Genomic DNA, 18,041 nt, shown 5'->3' with positions numbered 1-18,041 from the left:
AGAGGATGAGACTGAACAATGAATGTTCAATTAAAGGGACACGAACAAATAAATCATTTATTAAATGAATGGTATCAGGAAATTAGAGCCAGACATGTAGATGCCGCTCAATTATTGAAACAAGAAATTGAAAATAAAATCCAAGATATAGAAGAAAATCAAACCATACTATTATACTACTCACTTCTTGATTTTAGACACCAATATCTAATTGATAGTTTAAGTATTTCTAAAGATAGTTTTAAACAATGTGATGCTTACGAGACTCCTACAGATGACTTCCTTTCATACTATTATCACTTCTTTAAAGCAATACATTCGAATGTTACGGGTAATCATAGTCTTGCAAGAATACATTTTGATAAAGCTGAAAGTTTATTATCAACAATACCTGACGAAATTGAATACGCTGAATTCCATTATGAATTGGCTGTTTTCTACTGTCATACACATAAATCGATCTTATGTATTAATCATGTTATGAAAGCTAAAGATATCTTTTCAAAACACATGGGATATGAATTAAAAGTTGCTTTTTGCAATAACTTATACGGGCTGGCATGTACTCATTTAAGAGAGTGGGAATTAGCCGAAGAACATTATATTTCAGCGATGGATGCATTCCAAAAAGAAAATTTAGAATACAATATTTTAATTGTCCGTCACAATCTAGGATTTATGTATGCTACACAAAACCTTTCTGAGTTAGCATTACGATATTTATCTGAAGTTAATCAAAAACTACCAAGTGATTATAAAGCTTTATTTATTGAGGCAAGAGAACATTATAAATTAGGAGAAAACCAATTAGCTCAAGAGCTAATTGAAAAGGGACTACGACTTTCCACTCAGTTATGTATTGAAGGTTATATACATCACTTTAATATTTTAGAAAAAATGAACCTTAATAGTTGTGCAAGTGATGTAGAAAAAGCCATTTTAGAAGGAATTTCTTATTTTGAACGCGAAGAACTATATGAGTATATAAATGAATATACTGAAAAATTAGCAACCCAATTTTATAAAGAAAATAATCATGTAAAAGCAAGCTATTACTTTTATGAAGCTAGCAAAGCCAGTGAAAAAAAGTTTAAAAAAGGAGCATTAAAATGAGAAAATTAGCGGTTAGCTTACTTGGTATCTTAATTGTTGTCACAGTAACTTTTGGATCGAGTTCTTCAACAGGTACTCAAAGTACGGTAAATATTATCAAATATTCACATGGACATACTGGATAAGAAAAGGAAGGATTACACCTTCCTTTTCCTTGTATATTCCCTTTATAAGCCCATTAAAATTGTGGATATCAAAACAAAGACGTTAAAAATCTAAACCTGCGTAAATGGGACTGCCCTTCTTGTCGTACTCACCATGATAGGGATATTAACGCAAGTATTAATCTAAAGAATAAAGCGATAAGGCTTCTAACCGCAAGGACTGCGGAGATAGCCTAATAAATTAGAGTTCGATAGAACTCTTTACTTAGGAATCCCCCTCTTCTAAATGAAGTGAAAGTGGGGATAGTTCAATAGTCTAAGTATGAATTATAAAGTATGTTCGTTGAAAATTGTCACAATATAATTTTATATTCGACGTTTTTAATTACTCGTGAAACATTTGCAAACGTTTTAACCGTTATTTATAAGATAAATCCCCCCTCTAAATATAAGATTTACTTAATTTAGATTCTTTCTCTCATAGTAACAATGTCGAAAAAAGTCGAATTTTTATATTTTTTCTTTATTTTCTGGTTGTAAACGTGTTATTTTCATGTTACTATCTTAATCAAACATTAGATGGTAATAAAACTTAAAGTATTTCTTTCCCTTAGAGACATATAAACGTTCGGTAATACCATGAAAATAAGGCCAGAGAAATATGAGTTTACCTAATAAAAGATTTAATAGGATTTTTACCACCTTAATTTTCTGTTAATTCAGAATGTATAACTTTAACATTTTGTCCCTAAACAAAATTTAAATTTAAGTGTGGTAAACTCAAAAAGCTAAATCACCCACCCAAATTAATAAATGATATGTCCTATTATATCTAGCGATTAGTCATGAGAAATAGATTTCTTCCTAAGAAAACTTAGCCCATTAATAAAAAGTGTCTGAATTTTTATCTTTATTACCATCTATTGTTGATTACATATTTACCAACTATAAAAAAGAACCTATTGAAGGTTCTTTTTTATTATAATCATTAGCATTTCAATTATTGATAATCATTGGTGATAAATAAATTATGGATGAAGCGCTCGTGCCATCGCATCAAAATAATTCTGACTGGCACGCTGACTCACTTCGGCTTCAGGCACAAGTACTTCAAAGCAATGGAAGCAGCCGGGATAGAGATGAAATTCAACATCTACTCCTGCTTGTGCAAGTCTTGTTACATATTCAATGATTTCATCTCGGAATAAATCGAGTTGACCTACACATGTATAAGTTGGCGGTAGTCCTGCTAAGTTGTCTGCTCTCGAAGGTACGGCATACGGAGCTAGCTCGTTAGAATCGTTCTCCTTGCCCAAGTACATACCCCAAGCCGTCAAATTATTCGCTCTATTCCATGTTGCATTGTCTTCTATAATCTCATAGCTTGATGGTGTTATGTTGCGGCTATCAAGCATTGGATACAGCGGCATCTGAAAAATAATAGATGGACCTCCTTTATCACGAACCATTAACGCAAGCGCTGCGGTTAGTCCACCGCCTCCACTTGCACCGGCGATTGCAACACGATTCACATCAATGCCAAGCGATTCTGCCTCATTTGTCATCCAAACCAAGCCCGCATAGCAATCTTCAATAGCCGCTGGATAAGGATTTTCGGGCGCAAGTCGATAATCGACAGACACAACAACGCATTCAGCAGTCTGAACAAAGCGTTCACACAAAACATCGTCCATATCAGGGTGGCCCATTACATATCCACCACCGTGAATCCACAGCATAGCTGGAAGTTTATCAAGATTTTTCTCAATGGGTTCGTAAATTTTAACTAACATCTCGCCGGCTGCGCCAGGAATCATTCGCTTGGTCATGTGTACTAGTTCTGATTTTTCCAAATGTGGATTCGACAAGAGACTTCGACTCGCCTCCAAATCCCCCTCTAATTGAAAGCCTGGAAATTGTGAGAAAGCCTGTTTTAATTCTGGTAATACTCGACTGTCAATTTTCATATCAATTCCTCCAATTAAATAATGAAACTTGATGCAATCTTTATGGATTAATTAACGAAATAGATGTGTCTCCTGTTCTCCTTCAGCTTCCCATTTGGCAATTTCCTCTCTTACACGAGGGGCAACTTCTGTTCCTAGCAATTCTATGGCACGCATGACTTGATCATGTGGCATGGTACTTAATGGTACATACATCATAAAGCGTGTAATCCCTACATGCTTACGAAGATGGATGATTTTTTCGGCGACTGTATCTGGATCACCAACATACAACGCCCCTTCAAAACTTCGTGCAGCATCAAAGCTGGAACGATCATAATAAGGCCACCCCCGCTCTTTACCAAGTTTATTCATGCCTGCCTGAGTGGAAGGGAAAAATGTATCTGCTGCCAATTCCGTATTCTCTCCAACAAATCCAATCGAATGAGATCCCACCTGAAGTTTTGAAACATCATGACCAGCGTGAGCCGCCGCTTTCTTATATAGCTGTACAATTCGTGCAAAGTGCATTGGGCTACCACCAATAATCGCCAGCATAAGTGGTAATCCCAGAAAACCGGCACGGATAGCAGATTCCTGATTCCCACCGCTACCAACCCATATCGGTAAAGGATTTTGAACAGGTCTTGGATACACACCTAAATTATTGATTGCTGGTCGATGTCCGCCTTCCCAAGTCACTTTTTCGGACTGACGTATTTTGAGCAGTAGGTCCAAATGTTCTTCAAACAGTTCATCATAGTCCTTCAAGTCATAGCCAAACAGTGGAAAAGATTCGATAAAGGAACCACGACCCGCCATAATCTCTGCACGTCCATTTGAAATGCCATCCAGTGTAGAGAAATCCTGAAAAACACGCACAGGATCAGCTGAAGAAAGCACCGTTACTGCACTCGCAAGCCGTATCTTTTTCGTTTGCGGTGCCGCCGCTGATAGAACCATCGCTGGAGAGGATGCTGCATAATCCTTCCTATGGTGCTCACCAACACCAAACACATCAAGTCCTACTTGATCAGCAAGAACGATTTCTTCAACAACTTCACGTAATCGCTGTGCGTGACTTATCACTTCACCACTATGAACATCTGGTTTTGTTTCTACAAAAGACGTAATACCTATTTCCATTTGTTATCTCTCCTAGTCCAATTAGATTTTAAGTCAAAAAATTAATTATTTTCTTTATGGTAGTAACGTGTTTCTCATATTGGCTAACACACGTTTATTTCATAAAATCTTAACTCGTCTGGTCATAGCCCAAAAAAGAAGAGCGAAAGCACTGACAGAGGCTCCGAGTAAGGAAACCCCTCCCCAGCCAAAGTGTGCGTATATTTGAGTCGAAGCAATTGAACCACCAGCACTGCCGATAGAATAAAACACCATATATCCAGCAGTAAGTCGACTCCGTGCTTCTGTATGCAATGGAAGAATCATGGTTTGATTCGTGACATGTATTGCTTGTACGGCCAAATCAAGTAGAACTATCCCTATCACTAATGCAATTAATGACTGCTCCATATAGCTGATGAACAACCATGAACTCAATAATAGAGCTAAAGCAATGCCTGTCGTTCGTTGTCCGTAACCTTGATCGGCTAATTTCCCTGCCCGTGCCGCAGCTAAGGCTCCAGCCACACCTACAAGACCGAATGCGCCAATTGCACTATGAGATAGAGCAATTGGCGGTGTACTAAGTGGCAGTACTAGTGAAGTCCACAAAATGCTGAAATCAGCAAAAATCAGCATGGCTAGAACGGAGCGAACGCGTAACGTTCGTTCTTGAATAAATAAAGTAAGCACCGATCTAATCAACTGAGGGTAGGATAGCGATTTTACCTCGCGCTCAACATTGGGCAACATCTTTATAAACATAAAAACCATCAAAAGCATGAGCGCAGCAGAAAATAGATATACAGAACGCCATCCCGCAACATCTGTTAATATACCAGCAAAAGTACGTGCGAGAAGTATGCCAATAACTATCCCACTTGTTACAATGCCAACGACACGTCCCCTTTCTGTTGGGGAAGCGATGGTCGCTGCAAACGCCACGAGAGTCTGTGTCACAACTGCAAGCAGCCCCACCAAAGCCATACCTGCGAAAAGTACCATGCTGGAGGAAGCAGTACCAACTATAACCAGAGCTGTTGTAGATAATAGCATTTGACCGACAATTAGACGTCGCTGGTTTAGCAAATCTCCAAGCGGTACGAGTAGCAGTAAGCCCACTCCATAAAAAATTTGTGTAACGGTAATAACAACACCAATAATGGAATGGTTAATACCAAACTCATTAGATAGTTGATCAAGCAACGGCTGTGCAAAGTAAATATTGGCAACAGACATTCCACAGGCAGCCGCAAACAATAATGCCAAAGCGTGAGACATGGATGGCTGTTGATTCAAATTAGGTTTTGTTATGGAAGATTTATGACTTATCTTAGTGTAGAGTGGATCATCATCTATATTTGTCTCTGTTTTGAACATACCTTACCCTCCAATCACATTAGATTTTTAACCATAACATACCGTTCAGTACAATATGATTACTGGTAAATATAACTTAGTCTTATTCATGATGTCAACGATTTTTGAACTAAAATTTATGTTTCATTAAATGAATGCAGCTTGATTTGACATAAAGAATGGCTAATTATATAATAATTACATACTGTTTGGTAATAAAAAAACCAATTGTATTTACCTACACGCCTATCCTAAAACAATTAATAAAATCAAAGTTTGAGAAGGAGAATTCTTAATGGCAAGAACCCGTGAATTTGATGAGGATCAAGTTTTAGATGCAGCAATGCAGTTATTTTGGGAGAAGGGATATGAGGCTACCTCATTAAGTGATCTTACTTCTAGAATGGGCATTCAACGCCCTAGTATTTATTCGACCTTTGGAGATAAGAAAGAATTGTTTGAAGCCGCACTTCGTAGATATACAATGTCTCGGGCCTCTGATATACGAAATAAGCTTCAAAGTCACTCCTCTGTAAAAGAGTCATTTTCTATTTTCTTTGCCGATGTCGTCAATGAAGAATACGCAGGGGATCTTAGTAAAGGTTGTTTTTGTATCAATACAATGGTTGAATTAGCACCTCATGATGAGAGATTTGAAATTTTGACCAGAGAACATCAAATGTACCTCGCCGTCATTTTTCAGGAGACGATTGAACGAGGAATCCAATCAGGTGAGCTTGAAGTCAACACAGATGCAAAGTCTTTGGCACAGGCACTGATTGTAGCGTTAATCGGTCTAACGGTTATGATGAAATCTCGCCCCCAACGTACATTTGTCGACAATGTAATAGCAACGACGCTCACATTACTTAAGTGACATGATTGTATATGAAAGTACGAAAACTATACCTTTATAAGGGTAGCGTCATATCTCCATCAAGCTAAGAAATGCAAATACCCCTAGAACGAAATTTAGTACAAAATTTCGTTCTAGGGGTACTATAAAATTTTAGCTTGATAGCGATGTGGTAGGGCCCTATATTTGACTCTTTTTCTACACCTAGATATTCTAGAGTTCGTTCTAACATAAGTGCAGCCTGTTGACTTGTGATTGTGTCATATGGCGTAAACTTAGTAGCTGAAACACCTCGGATAATTCCTGTATCGTATAGGGCTTGTACATCATAATACCGGCTGCGAACGTATTTACATCAAGAAGATTAATGGAGCAAATGATGATTGCCCTGAATTAGTATGGTAGCTGTTTTTGCAGAGTTTGAGCGTGATATTATTCGTTGAAATTCTCTTCTTAAAGATAATACGTAAATACAAACAAAACCAGCAAAACACCGTTCCTATGTCGTACTGGTTTTATTGAAGCCCATCTAGAATTGTAGCTAGTGCAACGTAATTGCAAATTCTGAGTTCGGTGCCCCAGCAATTACAACCGTTCCATTCTTCGGCAGTTTTACTTTGTTATTGCCGCTCACGATGGTAAAGTTGACACATACTCCATTCTCATCATACACCGCGAACGCACCCTTCGATGGCAATGTCACGGTCATCATTTTTCCTGCTGCCGCTTGCGGGATCGTAAACCATTTCGCATGCCCATTTGCTTGCAGCGTAACTTTGGTTGATTGGCTAGCATCAAGTGGTTTTACGTTGGTTCCACTTACGTATAACAACCCGGCCATTTCCATATATTCATTGCCGCCTTCTGTATAGAAATGCGTTTCCGTAGTATCACGGCCATTCATCACGGGGATCTGGAGCTGATGCGTCGCGGTGTTCGGACCTGTAATTTTTCTGCCCTCCCAATAGCCCGCCAGGCCTTCCTTACGAGTAATTTGTGTGGTAATAAGTTTCGGTTGTACGAGATATTCAATAGAACTAAATTTCTCATTCACGAGATAGAACTTGACACCTTCCCGCTTCGCCCATGCGGCAGCGGTTTTCTTTGATAGCACATTGTCTTCTAGTTTCTCGGCTAAATAGTGAGTCATCGCACTTTGCCCTAATTCTGGTGTCGATTTATATGTGCTCTCCCTCAAATAAGTTCTTCCATTCTTCTCGGTGACAAAGTTGAGCTTAGAAGTACCCTTCTCATTAATAAAGCTTCCATCCGCAGTATATACATATTTTTCTTCTCGATTAGATGGTAAGAACAGTTCTCCATTCTTCGTAATTTCAATTTTGAAATGCGTTTCGCTATTGCCATAAAAGCCCGCTTTCTTTGCCACGTCTTGAGGCATATTGACCTTGACCGGCTTGCCAAAAGATTTGTTCGGCTTGATGTTCTTAATTGTACCCTTCTCTTTAAGCACGGCGAGCAGCAATTCTGTTGCCAGCAGTTGATTTGTAGAGCTTCGTCCACCGGATGACAACACAGCCGCTGCCATTTTCTGTTCTGGAAGCACGACCAGTATAGCATGTTGCAGTGCCGTGTCGCCGCCCTTAGCCAAGCCTTTTATCCCATATTCACTGAATGGGTATAGTTTCACGCTATCCCAGCCAAGACCATAGTTAAAAATATTATCTCCATCCCCCGGCCACATTCCTTTTTTATATTCCTCTTGCTCCATCGCCTTGACTACCTTATCAGAGAGGATCCCTTTTCCCTGTCCCATAAATAATTGTGAGAATCGTACCATATCTTCCGCTGTGGAAGAGACCCCTCCCGTACCAATCACATTCACCGATTCAATTGGAAGCTGCCCTTGGTACGCCGGAAAATAAAGTCCAGCCCGCTTTTCGTCTCTCCATTTGTCCTGTGGCGTTTTTGTATGATTCATCTTTAAGGGTTCTGTAAACCGTTGATGTAGAAATTCGGTAAAGCTCATACCGCTGACTCTTTCCACCAAAATTTCGGCCAGCGTAAAGCCATCGTTGCAGTATACCGAGAACGCGCCAGGGTCTGCTTTCAGGCTCTGGTTGGACAATTGCTGCAACAAGAAATCATGGGAATAGGTATCATTATCGTTAAATAAAAATGCATTACTTAACGTGGAACCTTGCAAGCCGGAGGAGTGATTCAACAACATACGCGGGGTAATGCGTTTGTACCGCCCATCTTTCATCTTAAAATCAGGAACATAGTTGACCACAGGAGCATCCAAATCGACTTTTCCTTCGTCGACCAATTTCATTACAGCCGCTGTTGCATACATTTTACTGACTGAACCAATCCCGTATAGAGTATCTTTGGTTAGTGGCTGTTCCCCTTCCATATCGTTCTTTCCAGCCTGCCCCGACAAAGTAAGCTTGCCATTATCAATTAGCGCATACTGCACGCTAGTCGTCCCATGGGACTTCGTGAGTAGCGCAGCCTTCTCTGTTGCAATCTTCTTCAGCTCTTGGCTAGCTACTTCTGCGTTAGATACAACTGTAGTCTTACTGTCAGAAAATGCTTTCGCCCCTGTTGGTAGAATCATAGTTAGCGCTAATGTAGCGGCTAATACACCAGTTAGTTTATTTTTCATGAGGGAATTGCCTCCTTAGATAAGTAATCAATTTCATCATTTATTTGTTTAACTATGAAAATATGATAAAAATTATCCGTTCTTCCTTTTGGCCTACTTACTAAATTCAGCAAGTAAAATATTTTTAAAAGGATCAGGACTATCAGCAGCTTTAAGGCTGTTCAAATTGACGGCCAATGTATGCTTGCCTCCAAGTGTGCCCCCAGCAAAAGTTAAAAATCCAGGAATGGTTCCTCCATGCCCCCATATCGATACACCGTTTGAAAGCTTCATTTTGAAAATTCCAAGCCCGGAATCGCCAAGTTGATCTATTCCTGTAGGGGCTGTTGTAAGCATTTGCTTTAGTTCCTGTTCTTTCAGTAATTTACCCCCAAGTAAATAAGAGAAGAATTTGTTTAAATCATCAGCTGTAGAAATCATATCTCCGGCCGAGCTCCCCATACTTGGGTTATAATCAGTAACATCTTTTGGCTCACTTGCTCTGTCTAATTGGATATATCCACGGGCATGCTTGTTTCCTGGAATAACACTTGAATTTCCGGGTAAGAATGTATTCGATAATTCAAGTGGTTCAATAATTCGATTTTCAATCTCTTCCGCATAGCTGTTCCCAGTTACTTTTTCAATAAGAATTCCTAGTAATACATATCCTGTATTTGAATACGACCAGTTCTTTCCTGGAGCAAAATCTGGGGGCATCGAAATCCCCATCTTTACTAATTCTTCAGCCCTATACGATTTTTTAGTATCCATCAGATCAAAACTTTTTGACCTTGTGTATTCAGCGATACCACTTGTGTGGTTCAATAATTGCCGGATAGTAATCTGTTTATCATCATACCCGTTCCCTTGAATGACACCAGGCAACCATTTTTCAATAGAGTCGTCTAGATTCAAGCGGTTCTCTTCGGCTAATTGAAGTACAACTGTTGCCGTGAACGTCTTCGTCACGCTACCAATGCGAAAGCGAAAATCTGTTTTCATGGGTTTCTTGCTGCTCTGATTCGCTACTCCAGTGGCATAACTCCATGTCTTTCCACCCTCAGAAATTTTAGCAAGTATCCCCGGGTATCCAAGTTGCAATGTATCCCGCACTGCTTGCTTGACAGAATTACGATCTCGCTGAGTACTTGTTTGTACCGAACTAGATACACTTTGAGTAGGTTCTGCTTTTACAATTAAGGTTGGTGTTGTATATAACAGGGAACTTCCAGCTACTAAAAGGGCAAGACTTGCAAATGTAATTTGACTACGTGTTTTCATAGGGCATTCCTCTCCTCTATTCATATTGTATAGGTGGTTTCTTGCTATTTCGTATTAACCACACAGCTATCATCTCCACCAAAGAAAAAAGTCAACATTGAATTCGTAATCATCTTCATAATTATTATTTTTACAAACGCCATTCTGTCCTGGATAAATCCCTCTTTTTCCACATATATGTTAACCACATAAATTACTTCTTTTCCTTGAAACAGTCTTGTTACTGGTCTGTTTTTCATATATAAGTCATATCTGTTCCGCCTTTCACGCCTCTTTATATTTTTATCATACACAATGAAAATTTCTTTTTTCTTACCCATTTCTTACAAATTACTTAATTTCAAAATCGCTTTTATAATAGGATAGAAGAAGCATCTGTGCCGGAAAGTTCAGTAAATATATTAATCAAAAAGAAACACAGAGGTTTTTTATTTCTGTGTTTCTTTTTTCCATCCCTTTTAAATATTAAGAGTCGATTTACCCATAACAGGATGAATTCTGGCTCTTTTCTAATGTAATTTTTCTTCTTGCAATACAACACAAATGACATTGTTCTGCATGGAACACTCCTAACGTTGTTAAAATCACTTGTTTTTAAGTCAAAATTTATTTAACTTAGGGCGGATATTCCATATCCATCAGCTTAAGAAAAATAAACGCCACCAAAACAAAAAAAGCCCCAAATTTTTCTTGAAAATAAGTTGGGGCTTTTGAACCAGAAAAGTATATTTTCAACTATGAAAACTATGGTAAATTTTCACTTTTTCCTATTTGCTAAATTCAGCAAGTAAAATATTTTTAAAAGGATTAGGACTGCCAGTTCTACCCAAACTATTCCAATTGACGACCAACGTATGCTTGCCTCCAAGTTTACCTCCAACTAGAGTTGTAAACCCTAGAATGCCACCTGAGTGTCCCCATATCGAGACACCGCTTGGAAGCTTAGTTTCATAGATTCCAAGACCATATCCATCGATTCCTTCTTTTCCTGTAGGAACTGTAGTAAGCATTTGTTTTAGTTGCTGTTCTTTCAGTAATTTACCACCGAGCAAGTAAGAGAAGAATTTGTTTAAGTCGTCAGCAGTAGAAATCATATCTCCAGCAGAGCTACCTGCACTTGGGTTATAATAAGTAACGTCTTTTAGCTCACTTGCTCCGTCTGGTTGGACATATCCACGGGCATGGTTGGTGCCTGGAATAACGCTTGAATTGCCAGGTAGGAATGTATTCGACAATTCAAGCGGTTCAATAATCCGATTTTCAATCTCTTCCGCATAGCTGTTTCTGGTTACTTTTTCAATAAGAATACCCAGTAATACGTATCCTGTGTTTGAATAAGACCAGCCCTTTCCTGGGTCAAAGTCTGGGGGCAAAGAAATCCCCATCTTCACTAACTCTTCAGCCGTATACGATTTTTTTGTATCCGTAAAATCAGCGTCTTTTGACCTTGAGTATTCAGCGATACCACTTGTATGGTTCAATATGTGCCGAATAGTAATCTTGTTACCATCATATCCATTTCCTTGAATGGCACCAGGCAACCATTTTTCGATGTAGTCGTCTAGATTCAGGCGATTCTCTCCAGCTAATTGAAGTATAACCGTTGCGGTGAACGTCTTCGTCACACTCCCAATGCGAAAGCGAAAATCTGTTTTCATTGGTTTCTTGGTTCTCAGATCCGCTATCCCAGCGGCATACCCCCACGTTTTTCCACCCTCAGAAGTTTTAGCAAGTATCCCCGGGTATCCAAGTTGCAATGTATCCCGCATTGCTTGCTTGACGGAAGTACGATCTCGTTGAGTATTTGTTTGTAACGAACTAGATACATTTTGAGTGGGCTCTGCTTTTACAATTGAGGTTGGTGTTGTATATAACAGGGAACTTCCAGCTATTAAAAGGGCCAGACTTGCACATGTAATTTGACTACGTATTTTCATAAGGCATTCCTCTCCTCTATTCATATTGTATAAGTGTTTGCTTACTGTTCCTTACTTCCTGACAAGACTTAGGGAAAGGCCCTCACGCATATAGATTAAAGCCCCAGTACAAAGGTATCTATTAATACCAACAATTTGAGCCATTTAAATCTCCATCCCTTCTATAACAAAATTATTCAAAGGTATGAAAGCATATTATGTACCCTTAGTTATTGTTAGAATTAACACAACATGAGACATAACCCCAACCCATATTTTACTTTATTTATCCATAATATGTATTGAGAAAGAATACAAATTCGAATCCTTTCCGTAACCCAACTATTAATCGTTTTTTTCACCTACTATAAACTCAACAGAAAACTATTCACTTACGCAAATGTACATCAATATCATCCTTGAATTTCAAAATACAAATTATTAATAAAACAAGTAAAGTAGCTATATTAAGAACATTGAAGATATACCCAAAAAACAACACGCCTGTCAGTACATAAGATATAAATCATTCTCTGATTTTTTTGAAGACAGCATAACTTTCTCTAGTATAAATATGCTAATGCAAGAAACTCGTTTTATATATAGCAAACACGTTATAATGATTACTGAAATCTTGTTGAATATATAGGTATGAAGAATGAAAAAATGGAACTTATTAAACAAGAAACAAACTTAACTCAAAAGATGCGTTTTAAGCGATACAAATAGGATTGTACCAAATCGCAAAATGTTTACAACAAAGAGAAAAAGTACAGTTACTTGGTTTTTGAGGACATCCGAAGTCCAGGAACTTGCAGAGCGTAACGGTCATAATTCAAAAACAGGAGAAGCGATGAAGATTCTCCCTTCAAAATTACCAGGTTTTAAAATCAGCTAAGAACTTAAATATATGATAAAGTAAAAAAGTATTTCCCTACATATTAGGAAAATACTTTTTTTAAAGGAACCTCAAAACTCACACATACCCTATACAGTAAAGGAAGTTTGGTACATGCAATTTTCTATAGACGCGATTCGTAATTTCCTCATACATGATATGGAATCCTATCGTGAAATGCTCCTACAAGAAAATGATTATGACAATATGAAATGGAGCTACACTACATTCATCGATATGAATAATTACCTAAAGAAAACAAATATGGATCAAGAGGAAATTCAAGAGTTATTATCGGTGAGCCGTGAAGGGATCTCTTTTGGATCGGTAACAAAACGTGATATGCTCTTTATACATTCTCTTACTAGTCCAAGTCGATGTTTGGAACTAGTGGAAACCTATAAATTGATGGAACGAACAAACGAATACGTTCCCAATATGAAAGAAGAATTGCAATGGCTCAAAGATCGATGGGAAAAAGGGTTTTATATTTTTGTTAATCAATAAATATGTTGTATTTATAAAAGCGCTTACCATAGCAAATGTAGAAGAGTCAAAGAATATGAATATAGCTTAGAAAAAAGCAAATCTTCTTAAAAGGGAAGCTTGCTTTTTTCTTATTCCCCCTTTTCGAGGGGATGAGCAAAAACCACCCTTAATGAACTTTATTAATATTTTAAAATCATATTGTTTTAGTGTTTTTATCTGTGAAGAATGGAGACTGGTTTTTATTTAATATCTTCTGAGATAAAAAAGGAGACCTACTAAATAGGTCCCTTTTTTATTCTACATATAAGTTTCATTGCTTTTTGGTTTTGAAATTGTAAGGTATAAAATTGTATATGGTGTTTTCTTAACATTACTATCAATAGCTAATTCGTGGCTCTCAGGATTGCTCACTTTCTTAGCTCTATTATTCTGTTCTTTCATTTAAAATTCCAATATCCCCATAACTTCTTTCGTAAATAGTTTAAAATCAGTTAAATGTTTTTCAATAATTTGACGAACAATATCTAAATTTACACTTTGATAATCATGAACAGCAATATTTCGAAATCCCACCATCGCCTTTAACTTATTTGCTAGCTCTGCGCTAAGTAATCCTGCTGTAACCAATAAATCAAAAGCCTCTCGACTAGATTGGGGTAGTCCTAATTTTTTCCCAGCAACAATATGCATTGCTAAATCAATACTCGCTTCACAAGCTCTTTGTATATTCAATATTATTGAATCTTGCTTTGTGTAATCCTCCAAATTTTCAGGGGCATTTCCATATACATCTTGGATTCTTTTTATACAGCGCTCTATTGTGGAAATTTTATTTAAAATAACCTCATTCTTCATATATAGAACCTCTTTTCTTTATATCATCGAACACTATCTTGCGTTCCTCATTTAATTTTGAATACATTTTTAAAGTTTTCATTTCAAAAATAATTTTCCGTTCTTCATCAGAACAAAATATTGTCTTTCCTGTATGTATAATCTGAGCTTGAAAAACTGTAGAAGCTTCGGATAAATCAACTAAATCAACATCTCTATGAACAATGTTAGCTAACTCCTGTGCTAATAAAAAACGTTCATAGTTCCCTAAAGTTGTGTCACTTAAATAAGCTATATCAATATCACTATCTTCCCGTTCTCTGTTCTCAGCCGTTGATCCAAACACAATTATCCAATAGGGATTCACCGTCTCTTGTAATTTTTCTATAATAGCTGTTATCATGCTTTGAAAAATCATTTAATTAATCCCCCTTATTATACTTGAATTTTATTATATCATAACCATTACAAAATCCATTAAGCTACAACAAGTACATAAACAAAATTAAACCTTCTTAGTACTTAAAGCACCTCAAAATTACGTGCTTATCCCTGTAAAAGCAAAAGACTTACAATAACTGTCAGTCTTTTGCTTTTGAAACTCTAAACAAATAGGGGCTATATTTCTCTAACAATGGCGTCTTTTATATGTTAATTCACCTTTAATTTTTCTTTTACTTTTGTAGGCAGTTCGTCTTTCTTAACCTCTTCCAACTTTTCATAAACGTAAATGACCTCCGTTGCTCCTTCTACATACTTACCTTTGGCATTTTTCGGCTTTTCTATCAACTTGTAGCCTGGAATTTCTTATTAAAGAAGGAATCGAAAAAAATGAAACTAAAAATGATATAGATGTTATGTCACTTGCTTCTTTCCTATCTTCTTCAATGAAAGAAGCTATTATAGCTAGTCGAATATGAAAAAATAATATACACCATCATTATTTTATAGAACAAATAAGACATCTTTTTAATTCATATTCTGCATAAAGAATGCAAAAGAAAACTCAAAAAAAATTAGACTCTTTTTTGAGCTCTTTTCTTTTCATAATGCAATTTATTATTTTAAATCTACGCAAATTCTATCCTTTAATGCAGGGTAGATTTATAGCCTGTGAAAATGTTATTTCATTTTTGAAGACCTCTTCACAAAATCCTTAATATCCTTTAATTTTTTTCCACTAATATTATCTTTGATGGTTGAATCTATTTCATTTTCAATATAAAAAGTTTTCTCTTTAACCTTTACCTCAAATTTATATTTATATTTATTTTTATCCCAATCTATTAAATTGCTTTTTAGTTGCGCAATATCCCTTAAATCAAACTGAATCATAAAAGGTTCTAAAGCTGGATAAAAATGTCCAAGTTTACTATTCTCTTTTAAAAAAACTATATATGTGTCATCAGATTTGGGTTTTATATACAATGGATCTTTATTTTTTACTTTTTTTGTAAACACCTTCGTAGCACCTTTCAGAATTATTCCATTGTCATCAATAACTTCATTACTTTCCTCTAATACAAGGCTTTCTGAGTATCTATGATTTATTAAAATTTTATTCTCTACAGAGTCCCCTTTTAAAATTTCTTTAACTTGAAAATTAAACAGATGGCCTTCGACATCTTCATCTTGAATCTCATATGATGAATTGTTTGCCATATTCCATTTAGAGTGTAAACCGTCATATTTACCTAGTACAATTACATCTGCTTCTTCTACCATTTCACTTAAATGATTTGTAGTTTTGAATGTCTTACTTAATACTATAGTTTCAGAATTCGATGAAACATTAGACACTTCTGCTATGTCTGTATTTGACCAAATTGTCTTACCAATAATAATTAAAAAAGTAAATATTAATAAACATAGACTCCATTTTATTACTTTATGTTTATACATTATAATAACGTCTCCTTAAAAGATATTTTATACCATTTTCTCAATATAAATATTCCGAATTTTTAAAAAATATTAATTCAAAACAAGATAATGATGTTATAATTCTCTTGTTAAAAATAATCTTTGGAGGGATAATATGAATTTTAGAAAAGGGATTACTGCATTTTTATTAGGTAGTGTGTTTGTCTTTTCCAGCGTTGGAGTTTCAGAAGCTTATGTAAAAGAAGGATGGAAGCTACCTTCAAAATCAGCTACATATAAGTGGGGAGACAGATTAGACGATGGCTCCAGTATCATTAAATCCGGTTGGCAAGCTGCAGATTCAGCCTGGTACACTGCTTCTCGTATTAACTTTACAGTTTCTTCTTCTTCTGTGAACAAATTAAACTCTTGGTTTGAAAGTTCCTCTACTTATTATGGAAGAATGAACACAACTTATAATACATCTACTAAAAAAGTAACAAAATTCGCTGGTGACATTAATGCAGGAAATACAAATATTACAAAATCTAATGTTGCTAAAAGTACAGGAGTACATGAGTTTGGTCATGCAATAGGAATAGGTCACAACAGTGGCACTTCAATTATGAACAGCAATCGTAATCGTACTACTATGCATGTTCCTCAAACTGACGATAAGAATGGTGTAAATGCAATCTATTAAGAAAAAAAGGAGATGATTTCTTAATGTTAAATAAAAAAGCAAAAAACTTAGTAATTGCAATTCCTTTAGCTGCAGTGATTGGTTTTGGAGGATATTCAGCATATAATAGTCACTTCTCCAATGTTGCTGGCGAAGATAAGAATGCTGAAACTGTCATTCTCAGTAAAGATTTCCCTGCTACAAGTGATTTAAATCAAATGATTAATGAAGCCGATCTAGTTGTAATTGGTGAATATGGAGGTCTTGACTCTAAGTGGAATATGGCACGTAATCCAAGCAATCCATCTGAAGAGGACAAAGAAAACTATGTTGAAGGACATCTATATAATTTCAACATTTCCGAAACAATTAAAGGTGTGAATGAAAATAAACAAATAAAAATCAATCATCGTTTTGCTGAAACAGTTAAGCTTGAAGATTCTAATGCAGTTGTTGCACCAGATGGCACAGTTACAAAACAAGCTACTAAGGTAACTACTAAAGAGGTTCAAAATAAGGATCCTTTATATATCGAGCCTAAAGTTAATAAAAAATATATGATGTTTTTGAAGAAAGATCAATTATTTGGAAACTACTACGGAGCAATTGAACCATTTGCAATTACTTTTGATGAAAATAACAAAGCTGACCTTCAAACAAACATAGAAACTATTAATGAAAGTAAAATGTCTTCCAAGGCAGAAATTGCAGGTAAAACAATTGTATTGAAAAATGAAATACATGAAACTATTACTGACAATATTAGCGGTAAGACCCTTAATGAATTAAAAGATCAAGTAAAACAAAATGCTAAGTAATAACCATAACTTATAATAATTTATCCTAATTCATGCGATAGTAAAAATTAATTTATTAAAGTTGTCATAAATTATATACAAACTATCTTGAACTACCCCTACTTCCACATTTGTTTCCATCACTCTATACAGCAATTTCTATAACAATG

Annotated in this window: 16 protein-coding genes and 2 pseudogenes; 8 read left to right on the top strand and 10 right to left on the bottom strand. The window is 36.3% G+C overall.

Annotated features, from left to right (window positions below; translation table 11 throughout):
- The first annotated feature begins 18 nt into the window (after positions 1-18).
- Both JDS92_RS17845 and JDS92_RS17840 read left to right on the top strand, forming a co-directional pair.
- The gene (locus JDS92_RS17845; RefSeq protein WP_199632231.1) at positions 19-1,113 is read left to right on the top strand and encodes a Rap family tetratricopeptide repeat protein; all 1,095 of its coding nucleotides are present in this window, start codon (positions 19-21) and stop codon (positions 1,111-1,113) included.
- A 185-nt stretch (positions 1,114-1,298) separates the two neighbouring features.
- Positions 1,299-1,454, top strand: a pseudogene (locus tag JDS92_RS17840) (zinc ribbon domain-containing protein); the annotation flags it as partial.
- 791 nt (positions 1,455-2,245) lie between these two features.
- On the opposite strand, the gene JDS92_RS17835 reads toward JDS92_RS17840, so the two are convergent.
- The 3 genes from JDS92_RS17835 to JDS92_RS17825 all read right to left on the bottom strand — a co-directional run bounded on the left by JDS92_RS17835 (position 2,246) and on the right by JDS92_RS17825 (position 5,668).
- On the bottom strand, positions 2,246-3,184 hold the full coding sequence (locus JDS92_RS17835) for an alpha/beta hydrolase (RefSeq protein ID WP_199632230.1): 939 nt from the start codon (positions 3,182-3,184) through the stop codon (positions 2,246-2,248).
- Positions 3,185-3,235: 51 nt separating this feature from the next.
- Entirely contained in the window at positions 3,236-4,309 is a 1,074-nt protein-coding gene (locus JDS92_RS17830) for an LLM class flavin-dependent oxidoreductase (protein WP_106081082.1), read from the bottom strand.
- A gap of 99 nt (positions 4,310-4,408) precedes the next feature.
- Positions 4,409-5,668 (bottom strand): MFS transporter, encoded by a 1,260-nt coding sequence (locus tag JDS92_RS17825; protein WP_199632229.1) that lies wholly within the window; start codon positions 5,666-5,668, stop codon positions 4,409-4,411.
- A 274-nt stretch (positions 5,669-5,942) separates the two neighbouring features.
- Between JDS92_RS17825 and JDS92_RS17820 the strand changes: the two genes are divergently transcribed.
- Positions 5,943-6,524 (top strand): TetR/AcrR family transcriptional regulator, encoded by a 582-nt coding sequence (locus tag JDS92_RS17820; RefSeq protein ID WP_000124673.1) that lies wholly within the window; start codon positions 5,943-5,945, stop codon positions 6,522-6,524.
- Positions 6,525-7,044: 520 nt separating this feature from the next.
- Here JDS92_RS17820 and JDS92_RS17810 read toward each other — a convergent pair.
- The 3 genes from JDS92_RS17810 to JDS92_RS17800 form a co-directional block, all read right to left on the bottom strand.
- Positions 7,045-9,129, bottom strand: a complete 2,085-nt coding sequence (locus JDS92_RS17810) for a serine hydrolase domain-containing protein (RefSeq protein ID WP_199632228.1) — start codon at positions 9,127-9,129, stop codon at positions 7,045-7,047.
- A 93-nt stretch (positions 9,130-9,222) separates the two neighbouring features.
- Positions 9,223-10,392 carry a serine hydrolase domain-containing protein gene (locus JDS92_RS17805; protein WP_199632227.1) on the bottom strand — a complete coding sequence of 390 codons (1,170 nt, stop codon included), beginning with the start codon at positions 10,390-10,392 and terminating at the stop codon, positions 9,223-9,225.
- Positions 10,393-11,159: 767 nt separating this feature from the next.
- Entirely contained in the window at positions 11,160-12,329 is a 1,170-nt protein-coding gene (locus tag JDS92_RS17800; protein WP_098161862.1) for a serine hydrolase domain-containing protein, read from the bottom strand.
- A gap of 727 nt (positions 12,330-13,056) precedes the next feature.
- On the opposite strand from JDS92_RS17800, the gene JDS92_RS31540 reads away from it, so the two are divergent.
- Positions 13,057-13,206 (top strand): HU family DNA-binding protein, encoded by a 150-nt coding sequence (locus JDS92_RS31540; protein WP_374191314.1) that lies wholly within the window; start codon positions 13,057-13,059, stop codon positions 13,204-13,206.
- A 114-nt stretch (positions 13,207-13,320) separates the two neighbouring features.
- The gene (locus tag JDS92_RS17790; protein WP_052943854.1) at positions 13,321-13,713 is read left to right on the top strand and encodes a hypothetical protein; all 393 of its coding nucleotides are present in this window, start codon (positions 13,321-13,323) and stop codon (positions 13,711-13,713) included.
- A gap of 423 nt (positions 13,714-14,136) precedes the next feature.
- Here JDS92_RS17790 and hepT read toward each other — a convergent pair whose 3' ends face one another.
- The 3 genes from hepT to JDS92_RS31405 form a co-directional block, all read right to left on the bottom strand.
- Entirely contained in the window at positions 14,137-14,550 is a 414-nt protein-coding gene (hepT, locus tag JDS92_RS17785; protein ID WP_098163276.1) for a type VII toxin-antitoxin system HepT family RNase toxin, read from the bottom strand.
- A complete protein-coding gene (mntA, locus tag JDS92_RS17780; protein ID WP_000577221.1) occupies positions 14,540-14,947 on the bottom strand; it encodes a type VII toxin-antitoxin system MntA family adenylyltransferase antitoxin in 408 nt (135 codons plus the stop codon). The genes hepT and mntA overlap by 11 nt, the downstream gene beginning before the upstream one ends.
- A gap of 233 nt (positions 14,948-15,180) precedes the next feature.
- Positions 15,181-15,318, bottom strand: a complete 138-nt coding sequence (locus JDS92_RS31405) for a hypothetical protein (RefSeq protein ID WP_000570755.1) — start codon at positions 15,316-15,318, stop codon at positions 15,181-15,183.
- 17 nt (positions 15,319-15,335) lie between these two features.
- On the opposite strand from JDS92_RS31405, the pseudogene JDS92_RS30915 reads away from it, so the two are divergent.
- Positions 15,336-15,518 (top strand): annotated as a pseudogene (locus JDS92_RS30915) (TetR/AcrR family transcriptional regulator); the annotation flags it as partial.
- Positions 15,519-15,651: 133 nt separating this feature from the next.
- Here the strand turns inward: JDS92_RS30915 and JDS92_RS17775 are convergent.
- On the bottom strand, positions 15,652-16,431 hold the full coding sequence (locus JDS92_RS17775) for a hypothetical protein (protein WP_199632225.1): 780 nt from the start codon (positions 16,429-16,431) through the stop codon (positions 15,652-15,654).
- 136 nt (positions 16,432-16,567) lie between these two features.
- Between JDS92_RS17775 and JDS92_RS17770 the strand changes: the two genes are divergently transcribed.
- Together JDS92_RS17770 and JDS92_RS17765 are read left to right on the top strand one after the other, a co-directional pair.
- On the top strand, positions 16,568-17,095 hold the full coding sequence (locus tag JDS92_RS17770) for a matrixin family metalloprotease (RefSeq protein WP_001011319.1): 528 nt from the start codon (positions 16,568-16,570) through the stop codon (positions 17,093-17,095).
- A gap of 23 nt (positions 17,096-17,118) precedes the next feature.
- Positions 17,119-17,892 (top strand): cardiolipin synthase, encoded by a 774-nt coding sequence (locus JDS92_RS17765; protein ID WP_199632224.1) that lies wholly within the window; start codon positions 17,119-17,121, stop codon positions 17,890-17,892.
- Positions 17,893-18,041 lie beyond the last annotated feature (149 nt).

Source organism: Bacillus cereus group sp. N12, assembly GCF_016483575.1.
GTDB lineage: Bacteria > Bacillota > Bacilli > Bacillales > Bacillaceae_G > Bacillus_A > Bacillus_A toyonensis.
The sequence above is the reverse complement of the archived record's forward strand: the minus strand, read 5'-3'. Positions and strand labels throughout refer to the sequence as shown.

What these genes read in the sequence shown, in the direction of transcription:
- JDS92_RS17845 (WP_199632231.1), top strand. Translation starts at nt 19, where the DNA reads ATGAATGTTCAATTAAAGGGACACGAACAAATAAATCATTTATTAAAT.
- JDS92_RS17835 (WP_199632230.1), bottom strand. Translation starts at nt 3,184, where the DNA reads ATGAAAATTGACAGTCGAGTATTACCAGAATTAAAACAGGCTTTCTCA.
- JDS92_RS17830 (WP_106081082.1), bottom strand. Translation starts at nt 4,309, where the DNA reads ATGGAAATAGGTATTACGTCTTTTGTAGAAACAAAACCAGATGTTCAT.
- JDS92_RS17825 (WP_199632229.1), bottom strand. Translation starts at nt 5,668, where the DNA reads ATGTTCAAAACAGAGACAAATATAGATGATGATCCACTCTACACTAAG.
- JDS92_RS17820 (WP_000124673.1), top strand. Translation starts at nt 5,943, where the DNA reads ATGGCAAGAACCCGTGAATTTGATGAGGATCAAGTTTTAGATGCAGCA.
- JDS92_RS17810 (WP_199632228.1), bottom strand. Translation starts at nt 9,129, where the DNA reads ATGAAAAATAAACTAACTGGTGTATTAGCCGCTACATTAGCGCTAACT.
- JDS92_RS17805 (WP_199632227.1), bottom strand. Translation starts at nt 10,392, where the DNA reads ATGAAAACACGTAGTCAAATTACATTTGCAAGTCTTGCCCTTTTAGTA.
- JDS92_RS17800 (WP_098161862.1), bottom strand. Translation starts at nt 12,329, where the DNA reads ATGAAAATACGTAGTCAAATTACATGTGCAAGTCTGGCCCTTTTAATA.
- JDS92_RS31540 (WP_374191314.1), top strand. Translation starts at nt 13,057, where the DNA reads ATGTTTACAACAAAGAGAAAAAGTACAGTTACTTGGTTTTTGAGGACA.
- JDS92_RS17790 (WP_052943854.1), top strand. Translation starts at nt 13,321, where the DNA reads ATGCAATTTTCTATAGACGCGATTCGTAATTTCCTCATACATGATATG.
- hepT (WP_098163276.1), bottom strand. Translation starts at nt 14,550, where the DNA reads ATGAAGAATGAGGTTATTTTAAATAAAATTTCCACAATAGAGCGCTGT.
- mntA (WP_000577221.1), bottom strand. Translation starts at nt 14,947, where the DNA reads ATGATTTTTCAAAGCATGATAACAGCTATTATAGAAAAATTACAAGAG.
- JDS92_RS17775 (WP_199632225.1), bottom strand. Translation starts at nt 16,431, where the DNA reads ATGTATAAACATAAAGTAATAAAATGGAGTCTATGTTTATTAATATTT.
- JDS92_RS17770 (WP_001011319.1), top strand. Translation starts at nt 16,568, where the DNA reads ATGAATTTTAGAAAAGGGATTACTGCATTTTTATTAGGTAGTGTGTTT.
- JDS92_RS17765 (WP_199632224.1), top strand. Translation starts at nt 17,119, where the DNA reads ATGTTAAATAAAAAAGCAAAAAACTTAGTAATTGCAATTCCTTTAGCT.